Raw genomic sequence first — 13,960 nt, forward strand, 5'->3', positions numbered from 1 at the left:
CTATATGCGAGGAAGAGGGGAGGGGTTGGTCGGGTGTTTTGGGGTGCGGGGACCACTGGTCCCGCCGGGCCTGAAGGGGGGAGGTGGTTGCTCTCCGGGGAGAACACCCGCTTCCCGTTTTTTTGTGCGTCGGGGGCAGCGGGTCGCATGGCTGCACGGCCGTACGGCTGCCCGGCTGTTCGGTCGTCCGGTCGTCCGGTCGTTCGGTCGTTCGGTCGTCTGAGGGGGCGTCGGTGCGAGGTGCCGGGAGCGGTGGCTGGTTGAGGTGCCGGGTGGGGTGCCTGGTTGGGGTGCCCGGTTGGGATCCCCGAACGGCGTGCTCGGTTGGGCTCCCGGAATGGGGTGGCCGATTGAGGGGTGAAAGGGAGTGCCCGGTTGAGGAGGTGAAAGGGAGTGCCGGGTCGGGGGGTTGGGTTGAGGTGCCGGGTCGGGGTGTCAGGTTGGGGTGCCTGAAAGGGACGGCTGAATGGGGTGCCGATATGGCGTGCCCGAATGGCGTGCCCGAATGGGGCGCCGGGAGGGGATCGCGGAATGGGGGAGTCGTCCGGCGTAACTTCCCGGCGTGACTTCCCGGGGTGGCGGCCTGGTGTAGCCGTCCGGCGATGTCGAATGCGGTGCTCCAAAGGCCCGTTGTGAGTGGCGGCGCGCGCTCATAGGCTGGATCTCGATTCAGACGGAATGGTGTTTCTCCCGTTTGATGTCATGCCCTTTCTCATACGGCGGTCCACGGATCGCCCGGGGGATATGGAGAACAGAGTGGCAAATTCACTGACCCATCGATTGTCAGGCTTCGGCGCCGCCGATGCCGTTGTCTTCGACGACCGCACCTACAGCTATGAGCAATTGCTCGGCATGGTCGCCGAATGGCAGGACCTGCTGGACGCGAACAACGTGCGGGCCGGCGAGGTGGTGACCCTGGAAGGGGCCTACTCGCCGAAGGCCTGCGCCGGCATGATCGCGCTGATCGAGCGCGGTGTCGTGGTCGTACCGCTGACCACGCTGCCCGACGCCAAGCGCGCGGAGTTCCTCGACGTCGCCGAGGTCGAGGTCACCATCACGGTCGACCACGACGGTGCGGACGTCATCCGGCGCACCGGCCGCTCGGCGGAGCACGCCCTGTACGAGCAGCTGCGCGCGGCCGGCCGTCCCGGACTCGTCCTGTTCAGCTCCGGCACCACCGGTCGCAGCAAGGCGTCGGTGCTGGACTTCAGCAAGGTACTGGCCCGGTACGGCGAGGGTGGGAAGGCCCACCGGATCCTGTCGTTCCTCAGCCTCGACCACATCGGCGGCATCAACACCCTGCTGCACACGCTGACCCAGGGCGGCACCGTGGTCACCGTCGGGGAACGCACCCCCGACTCGGTGTTCGCCGCGATCGCCCGGCACGACGTGCAGATCCTGCCGACCACGCCGACGTTCCTGAACATGGTGCTGATCTCCGGTGTCCTGGAGCGCTACGACACCTCGGCGCTGCGGCTCGTCACGTACGGCACCGAGCCGATGCCCGAGCGCACCCTGCGCCGGCTCGCCGGGCAACTGCCGGACGTACGGCTGAAGCAGACGTACGGCCTGTCCGAACTCGGCATCCTGCCCACGAAGTCCCGGGGCGACGCGACCCTGTGGGTCAAGCTCGGCAACTCCGGCTTCGAGCACAAGATCATCGACGATGTGCTGTGGATCCGCTCGGACATGGCGATGCTGGGCTATCTGAACGCGCCCGCGCCCTTCGACGACGAGGGGTTCTTCAACACCCAGGACGTGGTGGAGACCGACGGCGACTGGATCCGGATCCTCGGCCGCCGCTCGGAGATCATCAACGTGGGCGGCGAGAAGGTCTACCCCAGCGAGGTCGAGAGCATCGTCCTGGAGGTACCCGGCATCGCCGAGGTCACCGTCAGCGGCCGCCCGAGCCATGTCACGGGCATGGTGGTCAAGGCGACCGTGCAGCTCGCCGACGGGGTCGAGGAGGACGCGCGCTCGGTGTCACGGCGGGTGCGCGAGCACTGCCGTACCAAGCTGGAGGGCTTCAAGGTCCCCGCGCTGGTCGAGGTGTCCACCGAGCAGCACCACTCGGACCGCTTCAAGAAGACCCGGGCACTGGCATGAGCGGCCCGCAGCAGGAGCCCGTCGGCACCGGCGATGTCAGTGGGGCGCAGCAGGAGACCGTCGCCACCGGCGATAGCAGCGGGTCGCAGCAGGAAGCCGCTCGCACCGCCGTCATCAGCGGTCAGGAGCAGGAGACCGCTCGCACCGCCGTCATCAGCGGCGGCAGCCGTGGCCTCGGCCGGCTGCTGGTGGAGCGGCTGCTGGCCGACGGCTGGCAGGTCGCCACCTTCAGCCGGTCCGCGAACGACTTCGTCAAGGACACGGTGGCCGAACGGCCCGACCACTTCATCTGGGAGTCCGTCGACCTCGTCGACCGTAAGGCGCTGCGCACGTTCGTGAACTCGGTGGCCCGCCGGTTCGGCGGGATCGACCTGCTGGTCAACAACGCGGCCGTGCTGAACCGGCAGGAACTGTTCCTGACCACCTCGGCCCGTCAGGTCGACACCCTGCTTGCCAGCAACCTGGCCGCACCGATCGCCCTCGCCCAGGCCTGCGCCCGGGTCATGAGCGGCTCGGGCGGCGGCCAGATCATCAACGTGTCGTCCATCAACGCCGTACGCGGTTTCCGCGGGGTGGCCGTCTATTCCGCGACCAAGGCGGGGCTCGACGGATTCAGCAGAAGTCTGGCCCGGGAACTCGGCCCGCTGAACATCCGGGTCAATTCCATTGTGCCGGGCTTCTTCGACAGCGACATGACGACCGAAGTGACCGAGCAGAACCGGGAGCGCATCGCGCGCCGTACACCGCTCGGCAGGCTCGCAGACGTCGAGGAGATTGCCAACGCCGTCCTGTTCCTCGCTTCTCCCCAGTCCTCTTTCATCACCGGACAGACGCTCGTCGTCGACGGAGGCATCACATGCTAGACACCACCGCCATCAAGGCCATTGTGCTGGAGCACATTTCCGAACTCCTCAAGGAGGCGGACGTCGAGCACGGTGAATTCACCGGCGCCGAGGCGCTCAACGCGATCGGTCTCAGTTCGCTGCTGCTCGCCCGTCTGATCATCCAGCTGGAGATCGACCTCGACGTGGACCCGTTCGCCGAGGAGGACCTGGTGATCTCCGACATCCGCACCGTCGACGAACTCGTCGAGGCCTACGCCAGGGCGCTGAGCGCCTCCATCGCGGTCTGACGGCCGTCCCCACACCGTTGAAAGGAGTGCAAGCGATGTCGGACACGACCGTGGAACGAGGCGTGGACCGCGCGTCCGTGGTGGTGGTCGGGGACCGCTTCACGGAGTTCCTGGCCCTGCGCGGCACCATCGCCGCGAGCGACCTGCTGGCCCGGCTGCGCACCGGGGACATCCCCGGGGAGCTCACCGTCTCGGTCGGACAGGGGCTCAGCGCCGACCAGTTGAGCGAGCTGTCCGTGCTCGCCGCGATGAACCGCGGCAGCGTCTTCATACGCCAGGGTGAGGTGCCGGCTCATGTCGAGCAGCGGCTCACCCACAAGCACGACGCGAAGAACGTCCTGATCGGACCGGTCGAGGAGACGGGCGACGGCGGATACCGCGCCGCTCTCCTGCTCGACCAGCGGGTCGAGGTGCTCGCGGACCACCTCACCGGGCTGCACATTCCCGCCGTCACCCTGCTGGAGGCCGCCCGCCAGACGTGGACGGTGGTGACCGAGCAGTTCCTGCTCGACGACGAACCGCCGGCCCGGTTCGTGATCAGCTCGGTCGACTCGGCCTTCCACCGGTTCGTCTTCCCGCTGCCGGCGACCGTCGAGTACCGGCTGCGCGGACGGGAGCGCACCCCGGTCGGACAGGCCATCGCCTTCACCGTCTCGGTCCGCCAGGGCGGGGAGATCGCCGCGGAGTTCACCGTGGAGATCCGAGTCATCCCGCAGCGGTTCGCCGAGAAGCAGGAGCTCATGGCCGCGCGTGCGGCGGTGCGCCAGGGGCTGGCCGCCGCGGAGGCCGTCGCCGCGGAACCGGTCCTGGCCGGCGCCGCCGCGGGGCGGTGACCGCCGTGCTGTGGACCGTCCACTGCACCGACGGGCCCGGCGCCGCCGAGCGCCGCCGGGCCCTGCGCGCCGAGCACTCCGCCCGCCTCGGCACCGCCGTCCCGCGGCCCCTGCTGTACGGGCCGTTGCTCGCCGACGACGGTGAGCGCCAGGTCGGCAGCCTGTTCGTCCTGCACGCGCCGGACCGGGCGACCGTCCGGGCGTGGGTCGACGCCGATCCGTTCCTGACGGGCGGTGTCTGGCAGGACGTACGCATCAATGTGCTGCGGCTGTCGGATCGTTCACCCGTACGCATCCCGGAGGCGTCGCCGGTCACGGATCCGGTCCAGGCCGCCGTCACGGATCCGGTCCGCTGACGCCGACGCCCTCGGCGATCCCGCGTCCTGATCCCACTCGGCGCAGCCCCGTTCCCGCGCCGCAGATTCCTCAGAATGCCCAACCCCTCAGCTTTCCCAGAATCCACAGAAGGGTTTACGAACCATGTCCGCACGTCTTCTGCTCGTCACCGAAGTGCCCGTCCGGCCCGCCGACGCGGAGCAGGCCGCCAAGGCCTGGCTCGGGCAGCACACGGCCCGCCCGTCCGGCGCCCGGCTCTACCGGTCCGCCGAGGGAACCGACACCCTCCTCGAACTGCGCCCGCTCGCCGGCCTGGAGGAGCTGATCGCGCTGCGCGAGGAGTGGCGCGAGCTGTGGGACGCCGTCGCGCCGTACGCGGCCGGTGACTTCCGGCGCCAGGTCCAGGAGTTCGTCGAAGCCCCCAAGGACACCGACGACGACCTGCCCGCCACCCCCTACGTCCAGCTGCGCCGCGTCGAGGTCAAGCCGCCGGTGCTCGCCGACTACCGCGAGTGGCGCGACCGGACGATCTTCGAGACGGTGCGCGCGGCTCCCGAGTCGGAGATATTCCTCGCGTACCACTCGCTGCTCAGCACCGAGCCCGGCGTGCTCTTCGTGGCCGGCTTCAGCTGCGAACCCACCCAGCACAACGGCGTGTTCAAGACCCCGGCGTACGAGTCGATCCTCGAAGAGGTGCGCGAGAAGTACATCGTCCCCGTGGGCGGCCAGGGCGGTCTGTTCACCAAGACGTACGCGCGCGTCGAGGACTGATGCCAGATGCGCTCGAACACCTATGAACTCAGCCTGACCACCCAGGGACCGACCTATCCGCCCAGCGAGGTGATGGACCCCGACGGCAACTTCGTGGTCATCGGGCGCGTCAACCGGCCCGGCCCGGACGGGTCCGTCACCTCCGAGTGGGGACGCGCCATCGTGTCCCCCGACAGCCCGATGCCCCCGCACGGCGAGAACACCCCGTACCGCATCGTGCGCGAACTGCCGGAGCAACTCGCCCCCGCGGACCGTGACATGGTGCTGCACACCCTGCCGCTGCCGCTGCCCATCAACAACTACCCGATGCTGTTCGCCCCCGAGCAGTCCCCGCAGGCCAACTCCCTGCGCCGGCCCAGCTATCCCTTCCACGAGGTGCCGATCCCCGACTTCCGCCCCGAGGACGGGCGGCGGGTCACGGAGCCGGTGACGCTCGGACAGTGGGTCCAGGCGCAGGGCTGGCTGGAGGTGGCGCTGACCGACAACGGCCGCGCCGCGGAATTCCGTTTCGAATTCTCCGGTCTCGTACCCGACAGCATGTACACCGTGATGTCGCTGCGCGAGAACGACCTCGCACCGGCTCCGGTCGGTCCTTCCCGACCCGGACCGCTCGGCGTGCCGAATGTCTTCATGGCGGACGCCGGCGGCAAGGGGAATTACCGTGCGACGCTGCCCAACCCCTTTCCGGCGAAAGGCGCGCCCGGCCCCAAGCGCATTGTCAATGTGGTGCTGCTGTGGATGAGTTATCAGCAGAACTACGGCGGTGCGATCGGCTTCTTCGGGCTCGGCGGGGACATCCATGCCCAGCTCAAGCTGCAGACGCCGAGTTTCCACGAGTTCGTCACGACCGCCGGCTGACGTCGCCGCGCCGGGTGAGGTGGCCGCGCCGGGTGGGGTAGCCGACCGGCCACCCCACCCGGGCAGGCCATTCGGCCACACCCATTGGACAGCCTTTCCGGGGTGCCCGCCCGGGGTACTTGAATTCGGCGTTGTACGCCACCCGCCGCCCAACTACCGTGAAATAGCCGACAGGTGGCGCGGAATTTCCAGCAACTCTCTCATCGGACCGAGAACACTCGGAGGTACTGCCATGCCTGTCATTCACGTCACTGTCTGGAAGCAGAGCGACGAAGCCGCGAAGCAGCTGATCGAGGAGATCACGGCGACCACCCAGAAGGTCCTGGGGCTGCCGCTCGACAAGATCACCGTCTATCTGACCGAAGTACCCGCGAACCGCTGGGGCGAGGCCGGCGCACTCGGCTCCGACCCGGACTTCGCGGAGCTCAGCAGACGGCGCTGACCGCCCGGCCCACCCGCTCCGCTCCCCCCACGAAAGAGGAATGAAGACCATGACAGACACAGTCGCCGAGGTTCCCGCCCTCGCCGGACCGCAGCGCCGGATCGGTGCCGAGGGGCCGCTCGTCGGAGCGATCGGCCTGGGATGCATGGGGATGAGCGGCGGGTACTACGGCCCCGCCGACGACACCCGCTCCATCGAGGTGATCCAGGCCGCTCTCGACGCCGGCACGACGCTCATCGACACCGCCGACATGTACGGCGTCGGCCACAACGAGGAACTGGTCGGCAAGGCCGTCCGCGGCCGCCGCGACGAGGTGACCCTGGCGACGAAGTTCGGCATCCGCCTGGCCGACGGCAAGCGCTGGAACGACAGCGGCCCCGCCTACGCCCGGCAGGCCGTCGAGGCCTCGCTGCGCCGCCTCGGCGTCGACACCATCGACCTGTACTACGTCCACCGGCTCGACGGCACGACCCCCATCGAGGACACCGTCGGCGCACTCGCCGAGTTCGTCGCCGAGGGCAAGATCCGCCACATCGGGCTGAGCGAGGTGAGCGCGGCCAACCTGCGCCGGGCGCACGCCGTGCACCCCATCGCGGCCGTCCAGAGCGAGTTCTCGCTGTGGACCCGCAACGTGATCGGCGACGGGGTGCTGGGCGCCGCCCGCGAGCTGGGCGTCGGCCTGGTCGCGTACTCGCCGCTCGGCCGCGGCTTCCTCACCGGTGCCGTACGCACCCTGGACACCCTGCCCGCGGACGACTTCCGGCGCGGCAACCCGCGCTTCGCCGACGGCGGCCTGGAGGGGAACCTGCCCCTGCTGGACCAGGTCGGCGAGATCGCCGACGCGCACGGTGCCACGCCCGGACAGGTCGCGCTGGCCTGGGTGCTCGCCCAGGGCGAGGACATCGTGCCGATCCCCGGCACCAAGCGCCTGACCTACCTCGCGCAGAACACCGCCGCCGCGGCCGTCGAGCTCAAGGCTGACGAACTCGCCGCGCTCGACGAGGCGTTCCGTGCCGAGCACGTGGTGGGCGAGCGGTACCCGGCCGCGATCATGCCGGCCACCAAGTAACCCGCCTCCCCCCCACCGGCCCTCGCCTTCCCGGTCCCGGCGCTTCAGTCCCGTACCCCCGCCCGTATGCCGGCCCCCGGCACGTCCGTCCCGTACGCCCCCGCCCCTGTGCGGCCCCCGGCACGTCCGTCCCGTACACCCCGGCCGTACGGCCCACGCAGTTCCGTTCAGTTCTGCTCTGCCCAGTCACCCCACGAAGGGAATCCCATGTCCACCGAGGCCGCACCGGTCGTCAGCGAGCGAGAAGCGCACGGCGCGGAGGTGATGCGCACGCTGGGGATCGACCCCGACGCCGTCATCGCCGGTGTCGCGCCCCTCGACGAGCGCTTCGGGCACACCGTCGTCGAGTACATCTTCGGCGACATCGTCGGACGCCCCGAACTCGACCTGCGCACCCGCCAGTTGGCCACCCTGGCCATCCTCACCACGCTCGGCGGCTGTGAGCCCCAGCTGGAGACACATCTGCGCGCCACGCTGCGCGCCGGTGCCACCCGGGCCGAGATCGTCGCGCTGCTCACCCACGTCACCGCCTACGCCGGCATCCCCCGCGTGATGAACGCGCTGAACGTGGCCAAGCGGGTCCTGCCGCCGGCCGACGCCGCCTAGCCGTCCTCCCCTTCTTCTCGTGTCTCTTCCGTCTCTTCCGTCTCTTCCGTCCCCTCTTCCTTCCGCTCCCTTCTGCCGTCCTTCCACCTCCTCGAAGCCTTGGAGAACCCAGTGACCACCTCACCCACGGAAATCCGGGCGACGCTCGACGAAGCGCCCGCCCGCGCGTCCGCCGGTGTCGCACCCGCCGCCGGACAGGACCCCTCGGCCCGCAGCGCGCTCGTGCGCTGGCTGTCCGTCCTGACCCTCGGTCTCGGTGTCTTCGCCATCGTCACCTCCGAACTGCTGCCGGTCGGCCTGCTGCCGCCCATCGCCAAGGACGTCGGCGTCTCGAACGGTGTCGCGGGCCTGACCGTGACCCTGTACGGAGCCGTCGCCGCGCTCACCGCGGTGCCGCTCACCGTGCTGTTCGGCCGCATCGACCGCCGCTGGCTGATCACCGGCCTGATGTCGGTCGTCGTGGCCGGCAACATCGTCACCGCCATCGCCCCGAACTACACCGTGCTCATCGCCGCCCGCATCCTGATGGGCTTCGCCCACGGTGTGTTCTGGTCGACGGTGCCCGGCACCACCGTCCGTCTCGTCCCCGAGCGGCACTCCGTGAAGGCCACGGCGATCGTGCTGTCCGGCATCTCCATCGCCTCGGTGCTCGGCGTCCCGCTCGGCACCTTCCTGGGCCAGCAGACGCACTGGCAGGTCGCGTTCTACGCCATGGCCGGACTCGGCGCCCTCGTCATGCTGGGTGCACTGACCCTGCTGCCGAAGCTGCCCTCCCAGGGACGCGCCGACGTCCGCGCACTGCCCGCCCTGCTGCGCCACCGTCCGCTGGCCACGGCGCTGCTCGTCACCACGCTGACCATGATCGGCCACTACCTGGCCTTCACGTTCGTCGCCCCGTACCTGGAGGACGAGACGGGCATCGACTCCGGCCTGATCAGCGTCCTGCTGCTGGTCTTCGGCATCGCCGGCGTGCTCGGCAACTTCGTGGCCGGCGCCACCGTCGCCCGCTCGCTGCGCAAGTCCCTGCTCGGCGCGGTCGGTGCGATGGCCGCGGCGCTGATCGTCTTCGCCGCCCTGAAGGACGTCTCGTACGTCGCCTACCCCGTGCTCATCGTGTGGGGTCTGGCCTACGCGGCCCTGCCGGTCTGCCTGCAGACCTGGGTGATGCAGTCCGCCAAGGGGCAGACCGACTCCGCCTCCTCGCTCTACATCACCTCGTTCAACGGCTCGATCGCGCTCGGCTCGCTGCTGGGCGGCCTGGTCGTCGACAACATCGGCCTGGCCAGTGTCACCTGGATCGCCGGCGGGTTCGCCGTGGCCGCGCTCATCGCGGCGGCCGTCGGCAATCAGCGCTCGGACGCGTAGCCCGACGCACCTGGGCCCGTGCCGCTCCGTCTGTACGACCGGCACGGGCCTGTGGTGTGCCCGCCCACCCCGCACGCCCGCGCTTCCGGGTACGTCCGCGCCCCCTGAGTACGTCCGCGCCCCCTACGTACGTCTGCACCCCTGCGTACGCCGTCGGTTTCGAGTACGCCGTCGCTCTCGCGTACGCCTGCACCACCCGCGCGTGTCCACAGCAGCCGCGCGCGTCTTCACCCGCACGCCCGGCGTGCACTCCCGTACCCCCGCGTGCCGAAACCTGTGCACGCCCCGCGCCTGCCCACATATGCGCTTACGCCCGCGTGACGAAGCGCATGCACGCCCTGTGCCCGCCCACTCGCGTCGGGCGTGAACAAGTCTGCACGCGCCCCCAACTACCCACGTGCGCCCGCGTGACGAAGCCCGCGCCCGCCCCCCGTACTACCGAAGCCCAGCCCGACCAGACCAGCCCAACCAGCCCGACCAGGCCGGACAGACCGAGGACCGACAGGAGACCCGCCGTGCCGCACCCGACGCCGTTCCAGCCCGACCACCACGACCACCACGATCACTCGGACCACCAGGACCACTCGGCCCGTCAGGACCACCAGGACCTTCCGGCCCACTCGGCCCACTCGGCCCATCCGGCCCGCCCCGACCACTCCGTCCGTATCGAGCCAGCAGTCCGCCCCGATCACCAGGTTCTCGAAAAACCCGCCGCCGTGGCCGCGTCCCCGCCCCGGACGCTCGGGGTCGTCGGTGGTGGAGCGGCGGCGACGGCGCTGCTGTGGTCGCTGGCCGAGCGGGCCGAGCGGTCGCCGGCGATACGCCGTGAACTGCCGGACAGCGTGCTGGTCTTCGAACGGTCGCGGACCACGGGCCCAGGCTCCGTCTACCGCGACGACCTGCTGTCCGCGCGTATCAACCGAGAGGCCGCCGCGATGTCGGTGTCGGCCACCGACCCGGGGCACTTCGCCCGGTGGCGGGCGGGAGAAGGGCCGGGTCCCGGGGCGGCCCTGGACGAGGCGTCCGGGACGTTCCCGGCGCGGAGCACCTTCGGCACGTATCTGGGGACGCAGTTCACCACGGCCGTGCACCGGCTGCGCGCCCTCGGGACCCGGGTGGACGTCGTCCACGACGAGGTCGTCAACCTGCTCGCGGCGCCCGACGAGCCGATCCAGCTGCTGACCCGGGACCGGCAGACGTGGGCCGTCGGCCGGCTCGTGCTGGCCATGGGGGCGCCCCCGCAGCCCGATCTGTACAACCTGGAGGGCACCCCCGGTTACCACCGTGACCCGTTCCCGCTGACCCGGCTGGTCCGGTCCGTGCCCGCCGACGCGTCGGTGGCCGTGCTCGGCACCGGCCTCACCGCCGTAGACATCGCGGTGGCGCTGACCGAGGCGGGCCTGCGCCGTCCCCTGCACCTGCTCTCCCGCACCGGCATGCTGCCCCGGGTGCGCGCCGAGCTGCCCGCGGTCCGGCCGGTCCACTTCACCGCGGAGCACCTGACCCGGCTCGCCGCGGCCCGTGGCGGGCTCGAACTCCACGACCTGGCCGAGCTGTTGCAGCGCGACGCGGAGGGGCTGCCGCCGCTCGCCGACGTACTGGAGCGAGCCCGGCGCTGCGACGATCCGGCCGGGGCCCTGCGGCGCCAACTGGCGGGCGCGGACGCGGACATCGCCGCCTGGCAGCAGGTGCTCGCGGCAACCAACCCGGCCGTCGAGACGGCCTGGCGGCTGCTGAGTCCGGCTGCGCGCCGGCTCCTGCACGAGCGTTACCACCGGCCGTTGATGAACCTGCGCAACCCCATGCCACGGGTCAACGCGCACAAGCTGAGCACCCTCCTGGACAGCGGCGCGCTGCGGGTGAGCGGCGGCCTGCGTCACGTCGGCGCCTACTCGGACGGCACCCACTACGCCGTACTCAGCGAGGGCACACGCGCCGAACCGGACCCGTACATACAGGAGTTCGACGTCGTCATCAGCGCCATCGGACCCGACCCGGGGGTGGACGGACTGCGGGCCATGCCGCTCACCGCGGCCCTGATCAACCAGGGCCTGGCCACCCCGCACCGCTTCGGCGGTGTCACCGTCACCGACGACCACGAGCTCGTCAGCGCCGCCGGCACCCCCGACGCGCGCATCCACGCCCTCGGCAACCTCACGGCCGGCAGCTTCTACTACACCAGCTCCATGGAGATGGTCGCCCGCCAGGCCGAGCGCATGGCCCGGCTGCTGCTGCCCGCGGCCCGTCCGGCCCGCGCCCCCCTGGAGGTGGCGGCGTGAGCCCCGGTGTCCGGACCGTATCGGTCGCGCCGATCGCCGTACTCGTCGCGCTGGTGTGTCTGCCCCAGCTGGCCGTGGGCATGTACGTCCCCGCGCTGCCGCGGATGGCCACCGACCTCGGTTCCACGGAGGCGGCGATCCAGCAGACGCTGGTCGCGTACATGGCCGGGTACGCGCTCAGCATGCTCTGCGCGGGACTGCTCGCCGACCGCTACGGGCGGCGCCCGGTGCTGCTCGGCGGGCTGGCCCTGTTCACCGTGGTCACCTGCGGTTCGCTGGTCGCGGACCAGGTCTGGCAGCTCGACGTGCTGCGCTTTCTGCAGGCGCTGGGCGGGTGCGCGGGCACCGTGGTGGCCCGCCTGATCGTCAAGGACGTCATGGAGCCGCGCCGCCGGGTGGCCGCGCTGACGTACCTCTCCACCGGGCTCGCGATCACGCCGGCCGTGTCGCCGCTGCTCGGCGGGGTGCTCGTGGCGTCGGGTTCGTGGCGCTCGTGTTTCGCGGTGATGCTGGTGGCCGGCGTGCTGATGTTCGCCGCCGTGGCCCGGGCCGTGCCGGAGACCCTGCGGCGCGAGACGGCCGTACCGCTCTCCACGGGCCATGTCCTGCGCGGCTGCCGCGAGATCCTGCGCAACCGCCCGTTCCGGGCCGCCGCCATCACCATCAGCCTCGCCTGGTGCGGCTACTTCGTCTTCACCCTGTTGTCCTCCCTGCTGCTGCAGGGCCGGATGGGCATGGGCCCGATCGGGTTCGCGACGGCGTACGGATGCGTGGTGCTCGGTTACGTGGCCGGCAGCACCGCGGCCCGGCGGGCGGTGGGCCGCTGGACGACCGTACGGACCATGCGGACCGCCGCCGTCTGGGCGGGCTGCGCGGCGGCGGGACTGGTCGCGCTGGCCGCCGCGCTGCCGGCCAGCCCGGTGGCGTTCACGGCCGGGATGGCCGCGGTGATGGTGGGCGTGGGGGCCGTCTTCCCCACCGCACAGGCCAGCTCCCTGGAGGCGGTCGGCGCCCACGCGGGACTCGCCTCGGGCCTGTTCTTCGCCATGCAGATGGCCTCCGGCGCGCTCTACGGCCAACTCGCGTCCCTGGTCCACCACCCCGGCGCCGTACCGTCCGCCCTCCTCATCGCCGCACCCTGCTGGGCCCTGGCCGGCTACGCGCTGCTGTCCCGCGGGGGACCGGCGGCGTCGGGGACGGGCGGGGTGGCCGCCTCCGCCGCGAAGGCGCCCTCGCCGGCACGGCGGCTGCGGGCGGGCGCGTGATCACGCGCCCGCGCCCGGTGGCGCGTCCGGCGCTGCGGCTGTTCCTGTTCCACCACGCGGGCGGCTCCGCCCGGTTCTACGCGGACTGGGCGACGGCGGACTTCCCGGACGACTGGGAGGTCTGCCTGCTCGACGCACCCGGCAGGGGACAGGCGGCCGACGCCCCGCCCGCGCGGACCCTCGGCGAACTCGCCGACTTCTGCCGGGCGGGGCTGCTGCCGTGGCTCGACCGTCCGTACGCCTTCTTCGGCCACAGCATGGGCGCCCTGGCCGCGTACGAGACGGCCCACCGCCTCGCCGAACACGGCGACCCGGGGCCCCGCTGGCTCGGCGTCTCGGCCTGCCCCGCCCCCACCCGGACCGCGGCCGGGCCGGGCGACCGGCATCTGCTCGACGACGACGCCCTGCGCGCCTGGGCCCGCCGGGCCGGCGGAACTCCGCCGGAAATCCTCGAACACCGCACGGTATGGCGGATGTTCGCCGGCCTGCTGCGCAGCGACCTCCACCTGGTCGACACCTGGCGGGCAGCCCCGGGCCCGAACCCACCCCGCCCGCCCCTCCCCACCCCCCTCACCGCCTACGGCGGCACCGACGACCCCACGACGCCCCCCGCCCACCTCACCGCCTGGCACTCCACGACCCACCACTGGCAGGGCCGCCACCTCTTCCCCGGCGGCCATTTCTACCTCCGGCAACACCGTCCCGAGGTGGTACGGGCAGTGATCGAGGCCTGCACGGCGGTGCCGGTGGCCGAGGCGGTCCCGGACGTCCCGGCGGTCCCGCGGCCGGACCGGTCAGGATTCGAGAAGCGCCGGAGACCGGGCCGCAGCTAGCGTGAGTGCCGTGGACGTGAGCAGGTGCGGGCCGGGGTCGGCGCTGGGGCCGGGGGCTTCTTCGG

At 71.3% G+C, this 13,960-nt stretch carries 14 protein-coding genes; all 14 read left to right on the forward strand.

Going from position 1 to position 13,960, the window contains the following annotated elements; all coding sequences use genetic code 11:
• Positions 1-756: 756 nt before the first annotated feature.
• Positions 757-2,106, forward strand: coding sequence for a class I adenylate-forming enzyme family protein (locus ACFWM2_RS13320; protein WP_383277527.1), 1,350 nt, complete (start codon positions 757-759; stop codon positions 2,104-2,106).
• Positions 2,103-2,969 carry an SDR family NAD(P)-dependent oxidoreductase gene (locus ACFWM2_RS13325; RefSeq protein ID WP_383277530.1) on the forward strand — a complete coding sequence of 289 codons (867 nt, stop codon included), beginning with the start codon at positions 2,103-2,105 and terminating at the stop codon, positions 2,967-2,969. Before ACFWM2_RS13320 ends, ACFWM2_RS13325 begins: the two co-directional genes overlap by 4 nt.
• Positions 2,963-3,238 carry an acyl carrier protein gene (locus ACFWM2_RS13330; RefSeq protein ID WP_383277533.1) on the forward strand — a complete coding sequence of 92 codons (276 nt, stop codon included), beginning with the start codon at positions 2,963-2,965 and terminating at the stop codon, positions 3,236-3,238. The genes ACFWM2_RS13325 and ACFWM2_RS13330 overlap by 7 nt, the downstream gene beginning before the upstream one ends.
• A 35-nt stretch (positions 3,239-3,273) precedes the next feature.
• A complete protein-coding gene (locus ACFWM2_RS13335; RefSeq protein ID WP_383277536.1) occupies positions 3,274-4,071 on the forward strand; it encodes an AfsA-related hotdog domain-containing protein in 798 nt (265 codons plus the stop codon).
• A 5-nt stretch (positions 4,072-4,076) separates the two neighbouring features.
• Positions 4,077-4,427, forward strand: a complete 351-nt coding sequence (locus tag ACFWM2_RS13340) for a YciI family protein (protein ID WP_383277539.1) — start codon at positions 4,077-4,079, stop codon at positions 4,425-4,427.
• Between the two features lie 124 nt (positions 4,428-4,551).
• On the forward strand, positions 4,552-5,178 hold the full coding sequence (locus tag ACFWM2_RS13345; protein WP_383277542.1) for a hypothetical protein: 627 nt from the start codon (positions 4,552-4,554) through the stop codon (positions 5,176-5,178).
• A 6-nt stretch (positions 5,179-5,184) separates the two neighbouring features.
• Positions 5,185-6,036 (forward strand): hypothetical protein, encoded by an 852-nt coding sequence (locus ACFWM2_RS13350; RefSeq protein WP_383277545.1) that lies wholly within the window; start codon positions 5,185-5,187, stop codon positions 6,034-6,036.
• A 232-nt stretch (positions 6,037-6,268) separates the two neighbouring features.
• Complete coding sequence (locus ACFWM2_RS13355; RefSeq protein WP_383277548.1) at positions 6,269-6,478, forward strand: 4-oxalocrotonate tautomerase family protein; 210 nt, start codon at positions 6,269-6,271, stop codon at positions 6,476-6,478.
• Between the two features lie 49 nt (positions 6,479-6,527).
• A complete protein-coding gene (locus ACFWM2_RS13360; RefSeq protein WP_383277551.1) occupies positions 6,528-7,547 on the forward strand; it encodes an aldo/keto reductase in 1,020 nt (339 codons plus the stop codon).
• Positions 7,548-7,754: 207 nt separating this feature from the next.
• On the forward strand, positions 7,755-8,153 hold the full coding sequence (locus ACFWM2_RS13365; protein ID WP_383277554.1) for a carboxymuconolactone decarboxylase family protein: 399 nt from the start codon (positions 7,755-7,757) through the stop codon (positions 8,151-8,153).
• Positions 8,154-8,264: 111 nt separating this feature from the next.
• Positions 8,265-9,518: an MFS transporter gene (locus tag ACFWM2_RS13370; protein ID WP_383277557.1), complete on the forward strand. Its 1,254-nt coding sequence runs from the start codon at positions 8,265-8,267 to the stop codon at positions 9,516-9,518.
• A gap of 515 nt (positions 9,519-10,033) precedes the next feature.
• On the forward strand, positions 10,034-11,797 hold the full coding sequence (locus ACFWM2_RS13375) for an FAD/NAD(P)-binding protein (protein WP_383277560.1): 1,764 nt from the start codon (positions 10,034-10,036) through the stop codon (positions 11,795-11,797).
• Positions 11,794-13,062, forward strand: coding sequence for a multidrug effflux MFS transporter (locus ACFWM2_RS13380; RefSeq protein WP_383277563.1), 1,269 nt, complete (start codon positions 11,794-11,796; stop codon positions 13,060-13,062). The genes ACFWM2_RS13375 and ACFWM2_RS13380 overlap by 4 nt, the downstream gene beginning before the upstream one ends.
• A complete protein-coding gene (locus ACFWM2_RS13385) occupies positions 13,059-13,895 on the forward strand; it encodes a thioesterase II family protein (RefSeq protein ID WP_383277566.1) in 837 nt (278 codons plus the stop codon). The genes ACFWM2_RS13380 and ACFWM2_RS13385 overlap by 4 nt, the downstream gene beginning before the upstream one ends.
• The last annotated feature ends 65 nt before the right edge of the window (positions 13,896-13,960 follow it).

The sequence above is a fragment of the Streptomyces sp. NPDC058371 genome, from assembly GCF_042723265.1.
Taxonomy (GTDB): Bacteria; Actinomycetota; Actinomycetes; order Streptomycetales; family Streptomycetaceae; genus Streptomyces.